Genomic DNA, 15,340 nt, shown 5'->3' on the forward strand with positions numbered 1-15,340 from the left:
AATAGATCGAACCAAACCGAAACTCAGGGTCATCTCGATTTCCAGACGTTTTAAATGTGCAATAGGCGACCGATGTCGTAGGGTCCGTCCCATGCTTGTCGATCGCGGCTTCGATGGCCTCGTCGTCAGTTAAGACCTCCCAACCCATTAGCAACGCTGTTGTGCTTTCTCACACCAACCTCCTCGATCCCGTTCGGGAACGATAAAACCTTGGTTACCCGCGCGTCACCCTGAAAAACAGTCCGAAAAATAGCCAATAGATCGCAGTGAGCGACAGCTCCGCGTCCAAAAGTGACGACTACGTCATAGCGACGTTGGCGTCAGCGCCCCGGCCACAATTCCCGTATTTTGATGGCTATTGCAACTTCTATGATACACTGAGTGCTATCGTGATGGCGTGAATACCATCCTGGGCGGGATGCGAACGAATGGAGGGTTCCATGAAGCATTTTACCGCCAGTCTTGTGATTGCCAGCCTGTTCCTCGTTTCCGCCCGTGCCGAGGAAGCAAACGTTCCTGCTTTCTTCGTGCTGAGTGATCGCGGTGAGGGGACGTTCGATATGGAGGCCTGGCAGCGTGCGACCAAAGCGTTGAAGAACGAGGATTTCGTGCGGACCTATCGGCTCGGCGCAGATGGTACTGTCCTGCAAAAAGCGCAGGAAGATGCAGCAAAGGTAAACGCTGCTGATAACATCGTCATGCTCATGACCACCACCACGCAAGACAAGAACTCGACTGAATTCCACGAGTCGCTCCGCCAGGTGGAGCAGCAATTCCAGACCGACCCAACACTTAAAGGTGCGAGCGTGCTCGCCAGATGGCCAATGTGCGCGCTCGTTCAACTCGGCAAGACCCGCAACGCCAAGATGCCGCCCATAGCGATGATTTTTGTTCTTGATCACCCGCAAGCGAACGCGTTCTGCTATCCGATGGTGCAATCCTACTTCACGACGCCACTAGGGCCTGACGGCAAGCGTGTTGCACCGATCAGCATCGACGGTGCAACCGTTGCCCTGCAGGCGGTACTTCCGCCTATGAAGCTCACCAAGAAGACGTTGGCGGACAAGGCGGCGTTCAAGCAAGGTAACCTCGTTGAACGCCCCAACAATGTCTATGCACCAGGTGAGGAGATATTCATCTACGCCTTTTTCGAGAATGTCGGTCGCAAGGACGTTGGTACGCCGATGTCCAGTTACGAGATCGGGCTCGACATTGAAGTGCGCGATCAATCTGGCAAGGTTCTGAAATCACTTCCCGACGAGCATACCTACAAGGCTGACTCCCCACCGCCGTTTCCCGTGTCGCTGGACTACTTCAGCAACTTCGCAACCGCCGGCATTTCCCTCGATACGCCCGGCAGCTACACGATTGTCTACATCTTTCATGATCGTTCCCGGCCTGAAACGCTGCCCGCTGCGGCGGAATTCGACGTGACAGTCAAGTAAAGCGCGACGGCAGCCAAATCACGGCCCAGTATCGGGCTCGCCGACCGATCAGGATGGGCCAATCCTCGAGCATCGCAAAGCGTGTTCTTGAACGAATGGACGCTTTTTGAGTCGGATACCGACGCCAGCGGGCGCATGCCGGCTGCGGGCAAGGTTGACCTGGTGGCGGTCGTCGGCAACGAAGCCGGCGCGCGCATCATTGCCATGCGGCCTGTTTCCAGGCGCTAAACGATGTCGGTTTCACCATATCGGCCAACGGCGGGATATATTGGGTGGACGAGGCAATGGGATCCGTGAACTATGTCGATTTGCCCGGTACGCCGGAGAAGGTGGTCGACACGCTGAAGATGGCGGCGTCAAATGCCGCCCATCTGGCGCGGGCGCTGAAAGGCGAAAACTATCCGAGCGTGGCAGCGGAAGGTTGACCGAAACAAGGGTGTGCCCAGCATGGCCGTAAAAGAAAACAATGCCAGAGTGGAAACGGCAGCATGCTTCTGCGGCGCGATTGCCGCCGAGATGCAGGGAGAACCGTTCTGGATTTGCACTGATCATGATGATGATTGCAGGCGCGCCATCGGCAGCCCGCTGACCGTGTGGGTGGGTTATCGACCGAGCCAGTTCAAGCTGACGCGTGGTACGATGAAAACCTTTTCGAAGACCACGGGCGTCACGCGCAGTTTTTGCGGAAATTGCGGAACGTCGATTGGCTATCGCGACGACGGAATTGACGATGAATTCTATCTGACGATCGGTTTCTTCGACCATCCCGAGCGCTTTCAACCCGAAGCCCATGCCTACTGGAAACTAAGATTGCCTTGGGTGGAATTCGCCGATCGCCTGCCTCGCATTGATGACTATTCGAGGCAGCGCGATCCGGAACTTGGAAATCCGCGCGATCGGCACTCGCTCTGACAAAACCTTTTTGACCACTGTCTACTGATCAGGGGTTACAGCCGATCATGCACGCGAAAGCGATGAGCGCTGCACATCAGGGGTCTCCAGGCGACCTGTGTTCAATACCCGCTAGGACAACGATCAATATAGCGGTTTCCTCGACGGTCGCGATAGTAGCAATCGCCTGGTTCACTCGCACGACCGATGAGTGCGCCCGCAACCGCACCGACTGCCCCTCCCACTAGGGCCCCTTCCGCCGTGTTGCCAGGGGAAGCGACAGCAGCGCCCACCGCGGCACCGCCAAGACCACCGATCGCTGCGCCGCGTTCTGTCTGCGAGCAGGCGGCAACGGAAGTGAGCGTAATCAGAAGTATGAGCATCTTTCTCATAAGAATTCCTCCACTTTCAATCCCTCCCGAGAGAAATGCGTGAGTTGGCTAATTGATCCACAGGAGCCATTCTACGCGCAAAATTCTTAAGGCTGCGGCTCTCTCGCCCCTCCGTTGTGAGCTAGTGGGTCTTATAGACGAAGAGCGACGGCGTCGGATTCCGCGGGTGGCGCTTGTTCCAGGCTGGGAGTCCGAAAGGCCAGGGACGTAATGCGGGCCTGGCCCTTCTCAGCCGTCAAACGGCTTTGATACCGCCGGCCAGGGGCGATCGGCGGCCTACCGTTCATGGAGCGTGGGACGAGGACGGTACACAAAACGAAGGAAGGGCAGTGGTTTGTTCCTTCCCCTTCGAACATCGCATCGATAATTCGTCGAAAAACTTCATGTGCAGAGAACCGCACTACGAGCAGTTCTCCTCGGCCACCTTGTTCGCAAAGCCGTCCCAACGAGGAATATCTTCGGACAGCAGGAGCCTTTTGATGTTGGATGAAGAGAAAGTTCGACTTGGATCAGCCCGCGAGCATGTCCTTCCACAATGAGATCGCGAGGTATTGCGGCACCGCCTTGCCGCATAACGGAACAACCTGCGTGCTGAATGGTTAGAGTTCCACTAACCCCGAAAAGCGAAAAGGAGAATGATGATGAAAACGATCATCGCAACAATGGCCGCACTGACAATTTCGGCTTTTGTCCCCGTTGCGGCATTCGCGGCATGTCCCGAGACGACCGGATCGATTTCCAACGATGCGAAGACCGGCATTTCGAAGGATGGCACGCGAGCTCCACTTCAGACTGACACGCAGAGCACCACCACGCCAGAGGTCAATCCCAATCCTACGAAGAAGGACGGCAACACGATGCCGCTTGCCGACCAGGAGGGCGGCGGCAACAAGAACCTTGCCACATCTCAGCAGGACGTCGAAGCCCAGCAGAAGGGCGATAAAACTGCCGCCGCAGAAGCTGATGACGCCTGCAAGGATTAAGGCATGAAGCGTGATCTGACACGCCTAGTGGTTATTGCCGAGACACGTTGAACTGGCGTCGGTTGATTGTGTTTCGGTTTTGTCCCGCAGAATGGAGAGGCGACGATGATATTAATTTGGATCGGCGCGTTGCTCATTATTTGCGGCGTGTTGGCGATGGCAAGAGCAGCCATTTTCCGAGGCCGTTTAAGTGATTCCCATTCTACCTCCTCGACAGGCCGTACTCTGGAGCCGACGCGAAGTGGCATAACCGCATTTAGCTGGGCGGCCAATTGGCCGGGTCTTGCTCTGATCGTGATTGGTGTAACTCTGCTGCTAGTCAGCTCTGGGACTTTCGCTCCACATTGAACGGCTTGACGATCCTTCACCCGCGGCGGCAGCGCCTCGCGCATGCACTGCAGCGGAGACGAATTAAGCATTACCCGAAACGGAACGATCCGGCCTGTTCGTGCGGGCTAGTCGGATAGCCCACGCAATCCATGGATGGTGTGGGCTTTGCCCGCGAGCAAATCATGCCCACCGTCCATCGGAATTGTTCAATGCAATTCTGCCTGTTTTTCAACTCACTCATAGCCGCCGACAATGGGAAGAATCTCGCCCGTGATGTAGCTGGAACAATGGGATGACGCCAGGAACACATATGCCGGAGCGATTTCCTCCGGTTGTGCAGGGCGTTTCATAGGGGTCTTTGCGCCGAACTCCGAAACGTCCTGCGCTTTCTTGTCGGACGGATTGAGTGGGGTCCAGACTGGACCCGGAGCGATTGCGTTCACCCGAATACCCCGATCAATCAGATTGCCGGCAAGAGCTCGGGTGAAAGCATGTATCCCACCCTTGGTCATCGAATAGTCCACCAACTGCGGACTGCCGTCGATACCAGTCACAGAACCGGTATTGAGAATGACGGAACCGGATTTCATATGCGCGACGGCAGCCTGAGCCATGTGGAAGTAGCCATACAGATTGGTTTTGAGCGTCGTATCGAAGTGCTCTTCGGTCAGATCCTCGAACTTTGATGCGTGAATTTGGAATGCGGCGTTGTTGATCAGGATATCGAGCTTGCCCAATTCATTGACAGTTCGGGCGACCGCCTTCACGCAGAAGTTCCTCTTGGAAACGTCCCCGGTGATCGTAATGCACCGTTTTCCTTCGGTCTCCACGGCCTTCTTCGTGATTTCGGCGTCTACTTTTTCCGAAAGATAGGCGATAGCGACGTCTGCCCCTTCGCGAGCAAACAAAATTGCCACTGCGCGGCCGATCCCGGAGTCGCCGCCGGTGATAAGCGCCACCTTTCCTTCAAGCTTCTTCGATCCAATGTAAAACGGCGCGTCGTACATCGGCTTGGGATCAAGGACTGCCTCGGAGCCCGGCTTCGATTGATGTTGTTTGGGAAAGGGTGGCTCAGGATATCGGCGCGCCCCGACCTGAACCGAGGACTTATCCTGCGGTGTTGGTTTTGCATCCGACTTGGCGATCCCGGCCTGGATTCGTCTTTGCTTCGCAGCCGCTGCTTTTGCCTCGGTCGTTGTTTTGGTTTTTGTTGTCGCGCGGCGCATATGAGCCTCCATGGGTCGGACCTTCGATGTCAACGCGCGTCACGGCAAAAAGTTTTCTGCCCGTTTCCCCTCAGATGCCTGATGGAACGCATCTACTGCCCGTTCATTGACGAACAGAAGGAGAAAGCCGATGAATCCGAACAATCCAAAATCGCGAGATGTCGAAAAGCGGGCACTCGACCTAGCCGAGAAAACTGACGTCTCCCCCAACCAGGCAAAGGCCTTGATTCGCAAGCATGGCGACGACAAGAAAGAGATCGAGAAGGAGGCAAAGAACTTCAAGGCAGAAGGATGAAGGAATCCTGGCTGAATTGACCCCATCAATGGATGTTCCATCACGACGGGTTGCACACCGTCAGATCTCGCAGTTGGCGAGCGTGATGAAATTGAAGAGGGAAGGTGTCTGCTTTACGTGGCGATGACCCGTGCAAGGCATTCATTTAATTACGCCCCAGCGGTTTTATACTCATGGTCAGGCATCACGGGCGGCCGTCACGTCTATGTTTCGCATGCCCCTTTTTCCGAACCATATTCTGCAGAATTTTGCCGCCACCTCCTGGCCGCTCGCAGAATCTGTCTCCGCGCATCCCCATGCCCGGGGAGTTGGCGTGGATTTAAAAAGCCGGATGCGGGGCATGTGGAATTTAGCAGGCCGTCCAGTCGAGACGTAATGAACCTGTCCGGATAGAGATCGTATCCCTGACTGCCGTCATTGCCTCAAACTTCCTCGAAATCTTGGAACGTTTCCGAGCGCGGGCAGTTGTGAAACATCTATTCCACAATCTCTACAACAGGAGGAAACCATGAGAGCCCAGCTTTTAGTAGCAAGTCTACTCATTGCCCCGTCGACTGGCGCATCGTTTGCCCAGGATGTTTTGCTCGGACCTGCGCAGGAAACCATAATCAGGGAATATGTCGTGCGTGAGCGAGTCGTGCCTATCGAGCCTCTACCTGATGTAGATTTTTCTGTTGGCACGGTTCTGCCGGATACTGTTGAGCTTCACACAATCGAACAACCCGACCTCGACGGAGGCTACAGCTATGTCGTGGTGGGCGAGCGGACCGTGGTCGTGGAACCCGGCACGCGTCGGATCATTCATATCATGGAATAAGCCTGAGACGGGAAGGGGATTCCTTTGCCGGAAAGCCCGCCGCTGGAGGGGCTGCGACGGGCTTCGACGACCCGAACGAGAAAGAGGACATCCGGATTTTGAATAATCAGCCAGCCTTCGATTGGTTCCCCCAAGTATTCAGGGCAGACGTAAAAGAGGCCACTGGCCGATGGCTAAAGTTATATTTGCAGTAGGTTTGGTGATTGCTTTGGTCGTCATCGCGGCAGGAGCGGTCTTTTTTCTGTCGAAGGAAACTGCCACCGTCGCTATCGAGCAGGGCTACGGACCAAACCCGACTCTCCCCAAACCAAATCCCAAACTGATCCCCACCGTCAACATCGCGCCAGCCAAACCCTGGCCTGCCGGCCAGCAGCCCATCGCGGCGGAGGGCCTTGTCGTCAACGCATTTGCTGACGGTCTTGATCATCCGCGCTCGCTGCACGTTCTGCCGAACGGCGACGTCCTCGTGACTGAAACCAATAGGCCACCGAAACCCGACAAGGACTTCGACTTCCGCGATTGGATCATGGGCGTCGTAATGGGCCAGGCTGGAGCTGAAGTGCCGAGCGCCAACCGCATAATGCTGCTGCGGGATGCCGACGGCGATGGCGTTGCCGAGACGCGTTCAGTGCTTCTCGAAGGGTTGAACTCGCCGTTCGGGATGGCATTGTTCAATGGCAAGCTCTATGTCGCCAATACGGACGCAATCGTCGCTTTTCCGTATGAGGATGGCGTGACCGCGATCACCGCATCTCCGGAAAAGATCGTCGATCTCCCCGCCGGCGACATCAACCATCACTGGACCAAGGATGTGATCGCGAGCCGCGACGGCACCAAGCTTTACGCGACAGCCGGATCCAACAGCAATGTCGGCGAAAATGGCATGGAGGCGGAAGAAAACCGCGCTGCCGTTCTGGAGCTCGACCTCGCAACGAAGAAATCCCGCCTGTTTGCGTCGGGACTGCGCAATCCTAATGGCCTCTCATGGCAGCCGGACAGTGGCGAATAGTGGGTTGCGGTAAACGAACGCGACGAGATCGGCAGTGATCTCGTTCCCGACTACATGACATCAGTGCGAGAAGGTGGTTTTTATGGCTGGCCCTACAGTTACTACGGCCAGCATGTCGATGAGCGCGTGAAGCCGCAGCGGCCTAATCTTGTCGAGAAGGCAATAGTTCCCGACTACGCCCTTGGCCCACATACGGCCTCGCTCGGGCTGACTTTTTACGAGGGGACCTTGTTTGGCCCTGAATTCTCGAAGGGCGCATTTGTCGGTCAGCACGGATCGTGGAACCGTGAGCCGCGAAGCGGGTACAAGGTGATCTTCGTGCCTTTTGCGAATGGCAAGCCTTCCGGTTCTCCCCGCGATATCCTGACCGGATTTCTCAGTGAAAACGGCGAGGCGCTTGGACGACCCGTCGGCGTAGCTGTCGACAAGAATGGCGCGCTGCTCGTTGCGGACGACGTCGGCAACAAGATCTGGCGTGTCGTTCCCGCCGATCAGACCAGCGATGCGGGGCAATAACGATCTCGAATGGAGGGGCAGCTATTTCATCCGAACTACCTCTCCGCTCCTCCTATGTCCTGGAACAATCCTCCCATGGCGGGGTTCAACCACCAGGGAATTGCGGGGACCGCTTCAACAAAAGAGTAGGTCTCTTGTCGGGATTTTCCCAGGTGGTACGCGGACAAGCGGTGGAAAGACCGCCATATCCGCGATCGCCGTTGCGCTACGGTTTCATTCCAATCCTTATGTTCGCGCATGGGTGTGCGGGAATTCAATCGACTCTTGAGCCGACCGGTGCCGAGGCCAGGCAGATTGCCACACTGTTCTGGGTAATGGTCATAGGCGGCTCGGTGGTATGGCTTGCCGTGATCGGAACGCTGCTCTATGCCGCGCGGTGGAAAGGCGAACCCCACTCCGCGCAATCGGCAGGCCGGCTGATCCTTTGGGGCGGGGCCATTTTCCCCGCCGTCGTTTTGATGGCCTTGCTCGCTTACGCTTTGTGGCTGATGCCGTCACTCCGGCCGCAGTCAGGGGAACCGCCCAGTGCACCCCTGCGAATCGAGGTCACCGGTGAGCAATTCTGGTGGCGTGTTTCTTACCGGTCGAAGAATCACGAAGCTTCGATTGCATCGGCCAACGAAATCCGCTTGCCGCTTGGGCAGCGCGTCGAATTTGTCCTCAAAAGCAGCGACGTGATCCACTCGTTCTGGATTCCATCGCTTGGCGGGAAAATGGACATGATTCCCGGCAGGACCAACCGTCTATCGCTGCTCGCCACGAAAGTCGGCATCTTCCGGGGACCCTGCGCGGAATACTGCGGCACCTCGCATACGCTCATGGCATTTTACGCGATGGTCATGGATCCGGCGGCCTTCGATATATGGCTTGAAGCCCAGTCGCAGCCATCTGAGGAACTTGCGAGCGACGGTAAGCTTCGTTTCATTTCAAATGGCTGCGGCTCCTGCCACACGGTTCACGGCACCGAGGCGACGGGAACGCTCGGTCCTGACCTGACCCATCTCGGATCACGGGAGAGCTTGGCTGCGGGCATCTTGCCAAATACCGAGGAGGCGATCCGACGGTTCATTGCGGACCCGGACGTCATCAAGCCAGGTTCTAAAATGCCGGCCTTCCGGATGTTGCCGGAAGACGACCTGCAAGCAATCGCCTCTTACTTGAAGGGGTTGAAATGACCCAGTTCGCTGATCGAATGACGCGCAAGGAGGCCAAGGCCCAGGAGGAGCGTCTGCGCAAGGTGTGGGCCGATCCTTCCGGTTGGCGCTACTGGACTTCGGTCAACAACTACCAGATCGGTCTCTGGTATGCCGCGACAGCCTTCGCCTTCATGCTTTTCGCTGGTGTGCTGGCGCTGATGGTGCGGGTCCAACTAGCCGTTCCGGATAACGATTTCCTGTCTGCGGATTTGTTCAATCAAGCCTTCACGCTTCACGGCACGGTGATGATGTTCCTCTTTGCCGTTCCGATTTTCGAGGCAGTGGCGATCTTTCTGCTGCCCCCCATGCTCGGCGCGCGGGAGCTCCCTTTTCCGCGTCTTTCGGCGTTCGGCTTCTGGAGTTTTCTCCTGGGCGGCATCTTCGTCTGCGGCTCGATCTTCTTCAACGCCGCGCCGTCATCGGGATGGTTCATGTACCCGCCGCTTGCGACCGACAAGGAATTCTCCGGCATTGGCGCTGACATCTGGCTTCTCGGCCTGTCGTTCATCGAGATCGCCTCGATCGCAGCGGCAGTTGAACTGATCGTCGGAATCCTGAAATGCAGGGCACCGGGGATGCGCATCAACATGATGCCGCTCTTTGCCTGGTACCTGCTGGTCGTTGCTGGGATGATCCTGTTTGCCTTTCCGCCTTTGATCGCCGGCGATATCCTGTTCGAACTGGAACGCATGTTCGACTGGCCGTTCTTCAACCCGGAACGGGGTGGCGACCCCATTCTCTGGCAGCACCTGTTCTGGATATTCGGCCACCCCGAAGTCTACATCATCTTCCTGCCGGCCATCGCCCTGATGGCCATGATCGTTCCGACTTTTTCGCAACGGCCTGTTGTCGGCTATTCGTGGATCGTGCTTGCGGCGGTCGGCACTGGTTTCCTGAGCTTCGGACTGTGGGTGCACCACATGTTTACGACCGGATTGCCGCAGATTTCGCTGGCATTCTTTTCCGCGGCTTCGGAGGCGGTAGCCATTCCGACGGGGGTGCAGATATTCGTGTTCATTGCAACGATGCTCGCCGGTCGCGTCATCTTCTCGGTCCCCATGCTCTTCGGGGCAGGGGGGCTAGCGATTTTCGTAATGGGCGGCCTCACCGGCGTGATGGTGGCCCTGGCCCCGTTCGACTGGCAAGCGCATGACACGTATTTTGTCGTCGCGCACCTGCATTATGTCCTGATCGGCGGCATGCTGTTCCCGGTCATTGCCGGTCTCTATTACTACTATCCTCTTATCAATGCGCGAATGCTCAGCGACCGGGCAGGCAAGCTTGCCTTCTGGCTGATGTTCATTGGCTTCAACGTGGCTTTCTTTCCAATGCATCTCTCCGGACTGCGGGGCATGCCGCGGCGCGTGTTCACCTATCCGCCGGAGGTGGGCTGGGACTGGCTGAACCTGATTTCGACGATCGGCGCCTTTATTCTTGCTTCGGGCATTCTGGTGATCGTGGTCGACGTTCTGCGGCCGAAGCATCGCGAACCGGAGGGCGAGAGCAATCCATGGAACGCCGGGACGCTGGAATGGATTAGCGAGCCCAAGGAAAACTGGGGTGTCAGGTCCATTCCCATCATCGAAAGCCGTTATCCCCTTTGGGATCAGCCGAACCTGATGAGAGACATCAACAAAGGTCGATTTTACCTGCCCGATGCGGAGGAGGGGAGACGGGAAGGCTTGGTGACATCCGTACTGGACGCCCAACCGATCCAGGTGCTCCGCGTCGCCGGAACGGCCTACGTCCCGATCATCTCGGCCTTCTTCCTTGGCGGAGCATTTGTTGCGCTGACCTTTCACTGGTGGATCGCCACCATCGTTTCCGCCGTTGGTGCGTTTGCTGCAATCGTCTACTGGCTGTGGACGGGCACCGCCGAACTTCCCGAGAAACCGCAAAAGCATATCGGTCTGGGCGTCACCTTGCCGCTTTACGTTTCCGGACCGAGTTCCACGGGTTGGTGGGCGATGTTCATCACCATGATAGGCGATGGTACCGCCTTTGCGAGTCTCATCTTCGGTTACTTCTTCTACTGGACGATTCATGAGGATTTCACCGCCGGCTCGAAAGGTCCGGGAGCACAATGGCCGATGATCGGGTTTGGGCTGTTTGCGGCAGCCTGGATCGCAATGATCTATGCGCGCAGGTTGAACGGTCGAGGTTTTGTGTTGGCTATGCGTGCATGTCTGATGCTTGCCGCGCTATTGACGATTTGTGGCAGCCTTGCTGCGGTCGCTGGCCCATTGGCTTACGGAATGGACCCGAAATCCCATGTCTATCCGGCAATTGTCTGGGTGCTGGTGTTGTGGACGGCGGTTCACGCGGTGCTCGGACTTGTCATGCAGGTCTATTGCCTTGCCCGCAGTCTGGTAGGGCGTCTGACAGCACAGCACGATGTCGACCTCCAAAACGTGGTTTTGTACTGGCACTTCCTCTTCGTAACCGCGCTGATCACCTTTGCCGTTATTGGCCTTTTCCCCCGGATGTTGTGAGCCTGCCATGCGCATCATTCCCAACGAGATGGAATCGCTTTGGACCCTGTTCACCGCACCGGTCGTGTGGGCTCTGCATTTTCTGATCTGTTATGTCAGTGTGGCCGTCTATTGCGCCAAAAGCAGCCAGATTTCGTTCGGCTTCGACGTCGTTCGGTTGGGAGTTGTCCTCGTCACGATTATGGCACTGGCTCTGATCGCAATGTCGGGTTTGCTTGCGTGGCGACAATGGGGCTTCGGTACCCACGATCCGCCACACGACGATCCGACCCGCCATGACCGCGAGCTCTTTCAGGGCTTTGCAACATTGCTGCTTTCCGGACTCAGTTTCGTTGCGGTCATCTACGTGGCAATGCCGCTGCTGTTCATCGCGGAGTGCTCGCCATGAGACGGGTGTCCTTCCTGCTCGGATTGACGGTCCTGGTGATGGTCTGGGGCGGACCATTGCTTGATTTGTACCGCAATTCCTTCGCCTCACACATGCTTGCACACATGGGCGTAGTTGCAATCGCCGCGCCGCTGCTGGCGATCGTAGTGAGCGGCTCCCGGTTCGACCTTCTCGCGCGATCATCGATTTCCACGCCAATTGTTGCATCAGTGGTTGAACTTTTTGTGGTCTGGCTCTGGCATGCGCCGGCAATGAGAGCGCTGGCGGAACGCTCTGTTCTCGTCACGGTGATGGAGCAAAGCAGTTTCCTCGCTGCAGGGCTTTTCCTCTGGCTCTCATGCATCGGCTACAGGACGTCCGAGGACACCGCAGCGCGCAGCGGTGTGGGAGCGCTCGGCCTGCTCCTGACCTCCGTACATATGACACTGCTCGGTGTGTTGCTGTCCCTCGCTCCGCGGCCGCTCTACGGGTTAGATGAAGTCACGTGCTTCGGCGTCACCCTGAGTGCACAAGGGGATCAACACGCAGGCGGCGTAATCATGCTCGCGGTTGGTGCAGTGGTCTATCTCATCGGCGGTCTGGTCTTGCTTGGGCGTATTCTATCGGAGCCGAATGCAATGCAGCAAGCGAGAGAACCCTGATGTTTGTTCGCTGGTGGCATATGGTGCTTGTGCTGGTGGTGGCACCTCTGGCCGTGATCCTGTTCGCCTGGATAGGCTTCTTCAATGTCGGGGCCAGCACCGGACATTGGAAGATCACCGAGTGGTTTCTGCATTTCGCAATGCAGTCTGCGGTCCGCACCTACGCGCTTTCGGTGGAGGTCCCGGACGAACTCCCACGTGCGGGTGTTCAGCCAGCCGCTGCACATTTTACCACCGGATGCGCTATCTGCCATGGCGCGCCTGGCGAGCCACGCTCGCCCGTGGTCAAGCGGATGCTTCCTCAGCCGCCGGATTTGACCACCGTTGTCGATAAATGGTCCGACGAGGAGCTTTTCCGGATCGTCAAGCATGGCGTGCGTTTCACGGGCATGCCCGCCTGGCCCACCCAGGCTCGGGACGACGAAATCTGGGCAATGGTCGCGTTCCTCAGGGAGTTGCCGTCGCTTGATCCTCAACAGTATCGGAAATTGGCCTATGGTTCGACAGGGCTTCCTTCCGCCCAGCACAGCGGTTTCGAGCGAGCGCTTGCCGACTGCGTCCGGTGCCATGAAACGAATGGAGCGGGTAGGAGCGCTCTCACGCCGATCATTGATGGGCAGAGCGAAGCGTACCTTCTGGAAAGTCTCCGTGCATATGCCGAGGGCAGCCGCGCGAGCGGATTCATGACGCAGGCCGCAGCCAACGTGGATACGGATGATCTGGAAAGACTGGCTCGGTACTTCGCCGCGCAATCGCCACCAGCACTAGAGCGGGCACCGACAAGCCATGCTGCATCCAGAGGGCGCGAAATTGCTGAGCGCGGACTGTCGGCCAGACGCGTACCTGCCTGTCTCGGATGTCACGGCGGTTCGGCCCACAATCCAGCCTACCCAAAATTATGGGGGCAAAGGGCTGACTACATCGAGGCACAGCTTCGATTGTTCAGGGAAGGTAAGCGAAGCGGCACCGCCTACAGTCATCTCATGCTCAATGCCGCGAAAAAACTGACGGATGAAGACATCAGGGCTGTCGCGACATACTTTGCCGCTCAAGCATCGCGGTCAACAATGACGACCCGTTGACGATCTAACGCCAATCTGGGATCTGGAAACTTATTGACTACTTGCTCTTATTTTCATCATTTGGAGCATGAAATTTTTGAAGCCATTTGAGAACGAGATACTCGTCCTCCGTATATCCCTTCGGTGTTTGTCTGATTTTGATGGAAGAAAGCTCTTCTGAAAGGCGCGCCTCACTCCATGACTTTAGCGTGGCCGGGTGGATATAGCATTTGCGGCAGATCGCCCGCGTGTTACCCAAGTCTGCGGCCACCGTGTCAATTACCGCGTTCAAGGCACGCGCAGTTTCATGCTTGGTTTCAGGAAGGTCCGTGTCATTGAGCAGACATGTGGCCGCAACGGTTGCCGCCCAGGTTCTGAAGTGCTTGGAACTGAAATCGGCACCGCCTTTTTGCCGAATATATGCATTCACATCTTGCGACTCGACTGGGCGCCGCTGCCCATTTTCGTCAAAATATTGGAACAAATGTTGGCCCGGTAGATCCTGTGCGCTTTTCACGATCTTGGCGACCCGGCGGTCCGAAATGGTCAATTTCCATTCCTTGCCGGACTTACCGCGGAACGCAAAGCGCAGCGTTGACCCATCGATATCGACATGACGATCGCGCAAGGTCGTCAGCCCGAAACTCCCATTGTCACGTCTATAGGAGGTGTTGCCAACTCTGATCAAGGCATGATCCAGCAACCATATGACAGACGCCAGAACGCGCTCTCTTTGCAGGCCGCGACTGCGCAAATCTTCTTCGATGTGTTTCCTCAGTTGCGGAAGAGCACGCGCGAAGTCCACGAGGCTTGAATACTTCACCTCATCTCGGCAAGCGGTCCAGAGCGAGTGATAGCGGTATTGCTTACGGCCTCGAGCGTCGCGCCCAGTCGCCTGGATGTGACCCGTCGGTTTTGGCGATATCCAAACATCCTTCCATGCCGGGGGGATTGCCAACGATTTGATGCGATGCAAAATCTTGGCATCGGTTATTGTCCCGCCGTCCACGCCGATGAAGTGGAAACCCTTACCCGAGCGGCGGCGATGGATCCCGCGACCGCTATCATCACCATAAGTCAAACCAGCGAACTCGGTCTGGCCCTGTCTTGCAATCTCATTCATGGAAATCTGTATCCGCCTTTGGCATGGCTCGAACGAAGGTAATGAAAGATGGTTCCTTGCTGCGGGGCAGGGACGCGGCGCCAATGACTGATACCGCTGCTATTCAGAGGGAACCTTTGAGCACCTCCAGGGATTACATCCCCCGATGTTCGATGGCTTTAATCTTGAAATGATTGAACTGCCGGAGGCGACATTTCGGCTTCGCCGTGGTGGCAACGGCCCTCCGGTGCTTCTCCTGCATGGGCATCCCCGCACGCACGCGACGTGGCATCGCGTAGTTCCCCATTTAGCCGAGTGTTACACTGTGATCTGTCCAGATCTTCCTGGCTTTGGGCAATCATCTGTTCCCGCAGACGCGCCCGACCACGCCGGATCCTCCAAACGCGCAAAGGCGCGTCATTGCGTGGCCCTGATGCGGCACCTCGGCTTCGATCGCTTTGCTGTCGCAGGCCACGATCGCGGCAGTTACACCGCATTCCGTATGGCGATGGACTACCCCGACGTGATCACGCATCTCGCGATCCTCGATGGTGTT

16 protein-coding genes and 1 pseudogene are annotated in these 15,340 nt (G+C 57.0%); 14 read left to right on the plus strand and 3 right to left on the minus strand.

Features of this window, described 5'->3' with window-relative positions; genetic code table 11:
* Window positions 1–440: 440 nt before the first annotated feature.
* The 4 genes from G6N74_RS28785 (at window position 441) to G6N74_RS28795 (ending at window position 2,357) form a co-directional block, all read left to right on the plus strand.
* Window positions 441–1,445 carry a hypothetical protein gene (locus G6N74_RS28785; RefSeq protein WP_165121430.1) on the plus strand — a complete coding sequence of 335 codons (1,005 nt, stop codon included), beginning with the start codon at window positions 441–443 and terminating at the stop codon, window positions 1,443–1,445.
* Window positions 1,446–1,532: 87 nt separating this feature from the next.
* Window positions 1,533–1,673: a hypothetical protein gene (locus G6N74_RS31450; RefSeq protein WP_312857942.1), complete on the plus strand. Its 141-nt coding sequence runs from the start codon at window positions 1,533–1,535 to the stop codon at window positions 1,671–1,673.
* Between the two features lie 56 nt (window positions 1,674–1,729).
* Window positions 1,730–1,870 carry a hypothetical protein gene (locus tag G6N74_RS31455; protein ID WP_312857943.1) on the plus strand — a complete coding sequence of 47 codons (141 nt, stop codon included), beginning with the start codon at window positions 1,730–1,732 and terminating at the stop codon, window positions 1,868–1,870.
* Between the two features lie 22 nt (window positions 1,871–1,892).
* Window positions 1,893–2,357, plus strand: a complete 465-nt coding sequence (locus tag G6N74_RS28795; protein ID WP_165121431.1) for a GFA family protein — start codon at window positions 1,893–1,895, stop codon at window positions 2,355–2,357.
* 101 nt (window positions 2,358–2,458) lie between these two features.
* On the opposite strand, the gene G6N74_RS28800 is transcribed toward G6N74_RS28795, so the two are convergent.
* Entirely contained in the window at window positions 2,459–2,728 is a 270-nt protein-coding gene (locus tag G6N74_RS28800) for a YMGG-like glycine zipper-containing protein (RefSeq protein WP_165121432.1), read from the minus strand.
* A 641-nt stretch (window positions 2,729–3,369) separates the two neighbouring features.
* Between G6N74_RS28800 and G6N74_RS28805 the strand changes: the two genes are divergently transcribed.
* Window positions 3,370–3,711, plus strand: a complete 342-nt coding sequence (locus G6N74_RS28805; protein ID WP_165121433.1) for a hypothetical protein — start codon at window positions 3,370–3,372, stop codon at window positions 3,709–3,711.
* A gap of 563 nt (window positions 3,712–4,274) precedes the next feature.
* Here G6N74_RS28805 and G6N74_RS28810 read toward each other — a convergent pair.
* Window positions 4,275–5,267, minus strand: coding sequence for an SDR family oxidoreductase (locus G6N74_RS28810; RefSeq protein WP_165121434.1), 993 nt, complete (start codon window positions 5,265–5,267; stop codon window positions 4,275–4,277).
* A gap of 130 nt (window positions 5,268–5,397) precedes the next feature.
* On the opposite strand from G6N74_RS28810, the gene G6N74_RS28815 reads away from it, so the two are divergent.
* The 8 genes and pseudogenes from G6N74_RS28815 to G6N74_RS28850 all read left to right on the plus strand — a co-directional run bounded on the left by G6N74_RS28815 (window position 5,398) and on the right by G6N74_RS28850 (window position 13,703).
* The gene (locus G6N74_RS28815) at window positions 5,398–5,562 is read left to right on the plus strand and encodes a hypothetical protein (RefSeq protein WP_165121435.1); all 165 of its coding nucleotides are present in this window, start codon (window positions 5,398–5,400) and stop codon (window positions 5,560–5,562) included.
* A gap of 508 nt (window positions 5,563–6,070) precedes the next feature.
* A complete protein-coding gene (locus tag G6N74_RS28820; protein ID WP_165121436.1) occupies window positions 6,071–6,379 on the plus strand; it encodes a DUF1236 domain-containing protein in 309 nt (102 codons plus the stop codon).
* A gap of 169 nt (window positions 6,380–6,548) precedes the next feature.
* A pseudogene (locus G6N74_RS28825) lies at window positions 6,549–7,904 on the plus strand (PQQ-dependent sugar dehydrogenase).
* Window positions 7,905–8,038: 134 nt separating this feature from the next.
* Window positions 8,039–9,079 (plus strand): cytochrome c oxidase subunit II, encoded by a 1,041-nt coding sequence (gene coxB / locus G6N74_RS28830; protein ID WP_281354052.1) that lies wholly within the window; start codon window positions 8,039–8,041, stop codon window positions 9,077–9,079.
* Window positions 9,076–11,592 carry a cytochrome c oxidase subunit I gene (gene ctaD, locus G6N74_RS28835; RefSeq protein ID WP_165121437.1) on the plus strand — a complete coding sequence of 839 codons (2,517 nt, stop codon included), beginning with the start codon at window positions 9,076–9,078 and terminating at the stop codon, window positions 11,590–11,592. Before coxB ends, ctaD begins: the two co-directional genes overlap by 4 nt.
* Before the next feature lie 7 nt (window positions 11,593–11,599).
* The gene (locus tag G6N74_RS28840) at window positions 11,600–11,980 is read left to right on the plus strand and encodes a hypothetical protein (RefSeq protein ID WP_165121438.1); all 381 of its coding nucleotides are present in this window, start codon (window positions 11,600–11,602) and stop codon (window positions 11,978–11,980) included.
* Entirely contained in the window at window positions 11,977–12,621 is a 645-nt protein-coding gene (locus tag G6N74_RS28845; RefSeq protein ID WP_165121439.1) for a cytochrome c oxidase assembly protein, read from the plus strand. Before G6N74_RS28840 ends, G6N74_RS28845 begins: the two co-directional genes overlap by 4 nt.
* A complete protein-coding gene (locus G6N74_RS28850; protein WP_165121440.1) occupies window positions 12,621–13,703 on the plus strand; it encodes a c-type cytochrome in 1,083 nt (360 codons plus the stop codon). The genes G6N74_RS28845 and G6N74_RS28850 overlap by 1 nt, the downstream gene beginning before the upstream one ends.
* Window positions 13,704–13,740: 37 nt before the next feature.
* Here the strand turns inward: G6N74_RS28850 and G6N74_RS28855 are convergent, their stop codons facing one another.
* Window positions 13,741–14,805, minus strand: coding sequence for a DNA topoisomerase IB (locus G6N74_RS28855; RefSeq protein WP_165121441.1), 1,065 nt, complete (start codon window positions 14,803–14,805; stop codon window positions 13,741–13,743).
* A gap of 145 nt (window positions 14,806–14,950) precedes the next feature.
* On the opposite strand from G6N74_RS28855, the gene G6N74_RS28860 reads away from it, so the two are divergent.
* Window positions 14,951–15,340, plus strand: a 390-nt coding sequence (locus G6N74_RS28860; protein ID WP_165121442.1) for an alpha/beta fold hydrolase, incomplete at its 3' end; no start/stop codon positions are given.

It is taken from the genome of Mesorhizobium zhangyense, from assembly GCF_011045115.1.
GTDB classification, from domain to species: Bacteria; Pseudomonadota; Alphaproteobacteria; order Rhizobiales; family Rhizobiaceae; genus Mesorhizobium_M; species Mesorhizobium_M zhangyense.

Excerpts from the sequence above, each read along its gene's own strand:
- G6N74_RS28795 (WP_165121431.1), top strand. The coding sequence starts at position 1,893 with ATGGCCGTAAAAGAAAACAATGCCAGAGTGGAAACGGCAGCATGCTTC.
- G6N74_RS28845 (WP_165121439.1), top strand. The coding sequence starts at position 11,977 with ATGAGACGGGTGTCCTTCCTGCTCGGATTGACGGTCCTGGTGATGGTC.
- ctaD (WP_165121437.1), top strand. The coding sequence starts at position 9,076 with ATGACCCAGTTCGCTGATCGAATGACGCGCAAGGAGGCCAAGGCCCAG.
- G6N74_RS31455 (WP_312857943.1), top strand. The coding sequence starts at position 1,730 with ATGGGATCCGTGAACTATGTCGATTTGCCCGGTACGCCGGAGAAGGTG.
- G6N74_RS28800 (WP_165121432.1), bottom strand. The coding sequence starts at position 2,728 with ATGAGAAAGATGCTCATACTTCTGATTACGCTCACTTCCGTTGCCGCC.
- G6N74_RS28855 (WP_165121441.1), bottom strand. The coding sequence starts at position 14,805 with ATGAATGAGATTGCAAGACAGGGCCAGACCGAGTTCGCTGGTTTGACT.
- G6N74_RS28840 (WP_165121438.1), top strand. The coding sequence starts at position 11,600 with ATGCGCATCATTCCCAACGAGATGGAATCGCTTTGGACCCTGTTCACC.
- G6N74_RS28850 (WP_165121440.1), top strand. The coding sequence starts at position 12,621 with ATGTTTGTTCGCTGGTGGCATATGGTGCTTGTGCTGGTGGTGGCACCT.
- G6N74_RS28805 (WP_165121433.1), top strand. The coding sequence starts at position 3,370 with ATGAAAACGATCATCGCAACAATGGCCGCACTGACAATTTCGGCTTTT.
- G6N74_RS28820 (WP_165121436.1), top strand. The coding sequence starts at position 6,071 with ATGAGAGCCCAGCTTTTAGTAGCAAGTCTACTCATTGCCCCGTCGACT.
- G6N74_RS28815 (WP_165121435.1), top strand. The coding sequence starts at position 5,398 with ATGAATCCGAACAATCCAAAATCGCGAGATGTCGAAAAGCGGGCACTC.
- G6N74_RS28785 (WP_165121430.1), top strand. The coding sequence starts at position 441 with ATGAAGCATTTTACCGCCAGTCTTGTGATTGCCAGCCTGTTCCTCGTT.
- G6N74_RS28810 (WP_165121434.1), bottom strand. The coding sequence starts at position 5,267 with ATGCGCCGCGCGACAACAAAAACCAAAACAACGACCGAGGCAAAAGCA.